This window comes from Kitasatospora sp. MBT63 (assembly GCF_000710465.2).
GTDB lineage: Bacteria > Actinomycetota > Actinomycetes > Streptomycetales > Streptomycetaceae > Kitasatospora.
In genome coordinates this window covers 415-3650 of the sequence record NZ_JAIZ01000814.1, presented here as the reverse complement: position 1 = coordinate 3650, position 3236 = coordinate 415, and the positions used below count along the sequence as shown (strand labels likewise).

General features: G+C 75.2%; 1 protein-coding gene and 1 pseudogene. Both read right to left on the bottom strand.

The genetic code is table 11. From position 1 onward, the window contains the following. Positions 1–2429 (bottom strand): annotated as a pseudogene (locus tag AA75_RS42800) (hypothetical protein); the annotation flags it as partial. 4 nt (positions 2430–2433) lie between these two features. Beyond that, on the bottom strand, positions 2434–3236 hold an 803-nt coding region (locus tag AA75_RS42795), incomplete at its 5' end, for a hypothetical protein (RefSeq protein ID WP_206743469.1).

Here is a 3236-nt window from a genome sequence, read left to right as displayed (position 1 = left end):
GCCGTCCGGGTGGGCGCCTGCGGCGGCGGCGAGGCCGCGGAGCCGTGCGGCGTCGCGCCCGGCACCCCGCCGGCCGGAGTCGGTACATGGACCCCGCCCGCGCCCGGAACGCCCTGCGGCGGCACGGTCGCGGCGGTGGAGGCATCGGCCGGGGGCGGCGGCGGTACGGCCGACGGGTCGGTGGTGCGTGAGGTGTGGTCGCTGCCACCGCTGGTGGGACGCACGGTCGGCACGGAGAGCCCGCCGAGACCGGCGGTCTCCACCCTGGTGGGGCCGTTGTCGGAGTCCCGCGGAACGGGACCGCTCTCACCACCGGCCGACTGGTGCGGCACCGACGCGCCGGACGAACCGGACGTGCCGGACCCGGTCACATGTCCCGCGGACGGCACCGCCGAACCGGCGGACGGGTGCACCTGCGCGGCGGGCGCCTCGTGCGGGACCTGCGAAGCGGGCACCTCGTGCGGGGCCGCGGACGGGATGTGCTCCGAGCCACCCGAGTGCACGGGAGGCACCGTGGCACCCTCGTGCGGGGCCGCGCTGGTGACGTGTTCCGGGGCGCCCGGCTGCACGGTCGGCTCCGCAGCCGGCGGACGGACCTCGGCGAACGGGGCCTGCGTGTGCTGCTGCGCGACCGGCGCCGGCTCGGCGGGCCGGGGGGCGTTGTGCTCGGTCGTGCTGTTGTGCTCGACCGGCGGGGTGTGCTCGGCCGCCGGCGTGGGCTCGACCCGAGCGCCGCCCTCCGCCGGGGACAGGTGGTCGGCCGGCGCGTTGTGCGCCACCGGCGCAACCCGCTCCGTCGGCACATTGTGCTCGACCGGCGGGGTGCGCTCGGCCGTGCTGTTGTGCTCGGCCGCCGGGGTGTGCTCGGCCGCCGGCGTGGGCTCGACCCGGGCACCGCCCTCCGCCGGAGCGTTGTGCTCCGTCGGGGCGCCGCGGTCCACCGGGGCGCTGTGCTCGGACGGGGCGTTGTGCTCGGCCGGCGGGGTGTGGGAGGTGGTCTCCGTACCCGCGGGGTGGCTCGTACCGGCCGCCGGGGCCTGGTGCTGGACGGAGCCCGAGGTTTCGGCCGGGGGCGTGGCGTGGTCCGGTGCGGCATGGACCTGCGCTCCGCCGCCGGGAGCCTCCGAAGTGACGTGGCCTCCGGAGGCGGCCGGACGGTCCGAGCCGAACGGTACGAGGCCGCCGGTGCTGCTGCCGCCGCTCCTGGTCGCGGAACCGCCGCCCTCGCCGGAGTGGCCCGCACCCGCGATGCTGCCGCCACCGGTACCGGCCGACGTGCTCGACCCGCTCGGAGCGGTCTCCGGGCCGCCATGGGTGGACGGGCCGGAGCTCGGCCCGTGGTACGCCGACGCGGAGGTGTCGGGCTTGGAGAACGTCGGGGTGCCCTCGCCGTGGCTCCCCCCGCCCGTCGACGAGCCGCCCACCGACGAACCGCCGACCGAACCGCCGATGTGTGCACCGCCGATGGGCGCGCCGCCCTCCGGGGCACCGCCCTTGGGCGGCGGGCCCGCGTGCGGGGTCGGAATGTTGCCGGGGCCGTTGAACTTGCCCTTGATGTTGGACGCACCGGCCTTCAGGCCGACCGCGGCACCGCCGCTGAGGCCCGAGCCGAGCAGGCTGCCGCCCTCGACGTGGCCGGTGGTGATCAGCTGGGTGGAGACGTCCGCACCGACGCCGACCGCCGCACCGTGCACCATCTTGCCCGGGACGGTCTGCATCGCACTGGCCAGGCCGAGCTTCCCGCCGGCCCCGCTGAGGCCCTTGCCGATCAGGTGGCCGCTGGCGCCGGCGACGGCGCCGCCGAGGGCGTTCTGCCCGACCTCCTTCATGTCGATGCTCTTGCGGTGACCCTCCATCACCTCGATGCCCTGGGCCAGCACGTTGATGGCGGCCATCTGCGCAGCCTGCTTGGCCGCGAACTCCAGGGCTTCCTTGAGCAGCGTCTTGAGGATCTGCTGGACGACGGTCCGGCTGATGCCGACCGCGACCGGGATCTGGGCGAGCGACACACCGGCCGTGAACGGCGCCTCCGCCTCGGCGGTGGCGATCTCGAAGGCCAGGATGCCGAGTTGGGCGATGATCTGGATCTTCGCGGTCTCGGCGGAGTTCGCCATCGCCTCCAGCATGTCGCCCATGCCGTTGCACGCCTGGACGAGACCGGGGAAGTACCCGGGGTCCGACTCGGTGCCCTTGCCGACGGTGAACTGGTCCCAGTGCTTGCCGAGCGCCTTCGCGGCCTCGCCCTCCTGGCCCTCCAGCGCACGCTTCAGCGCGGCGTCCGCGGACTTGCCCGCGTCCTCCAGCGTCTCGGCGCCGCTGCGCCAGCGCTCCGCCATGTCGCGGAGCATGTCTTCGTCGGCCTCCGGCCAGCGGGTGCCGGCCAGGAGGAGGAGCACCCACTGCAGGGGCTCGGGCAGCTCGACTGCCATGTGATCAAGCCCTTCCGGTGGTGTGCGTGCTCGGGCGGCCGTGGGCGATGCTGCCCAGGGCGCCGGTGGGGATCGTCGGGTTGACGGGCGCGGAGTACGTCCCGACCTGCGGTGCGGCCGCCACCTCCCCGCCGCCGTCGCTCTTGAAGACGTCGGTGGTGGCGTCCTCGGCGTAGCGGTAGTTGTCGGCCATCGCCTTCAGGCCGTCCGCGATGTACTTGACCGCACCGGGCATGCCCTTGAGGCCCTTGAGGGTCTCGGTGCTGTACTTCAGGTAGCCCTTCTCCCCCTCGGCGAACTTCTTCCCCGACTCGTCGTTGCCCCAGGGGGCCGTGGACTGGGTGTGGTCCAGGAACGCGGTCAGACCGGTGACCAGCTGGGAGAGTTGGTCGGCGGCGGCGAGCAGCGGGCTGACCGCGGCCTGGTACTGGGCGGGGTCGACCCTGAAGCCGGTACCGGCCGATCCCCCGGAGCCGCCGGAGCCCTGCGGTGCCTGCTCGGCGGCCGGCGCGCGGCGCTTGGCCGCCTCGCCGCCGTCCGGATCGCTCGCCGCGGCGCCGCGCGTGGCGGCGAGGCCCGGGCCGGACGCGCCACGCCGGACACCCTCCGTCGGGCTCAGCTCGCCCTCCCGCGGCATGACATGGGCGGCCTCGGTCGGTCGCAGCGCGTCCTGCGAGGCGAGGTGGGCCTGCTCCGGCTGCAGCGCGTCCCGCGACGCCAGCCGTGCCGTCTCCACCGGATGCATAGGCTCGCCGCGCTCCATCGGACGCAACTGCGCCGTCTCCACCGGATGCATAGGCTCGCCAC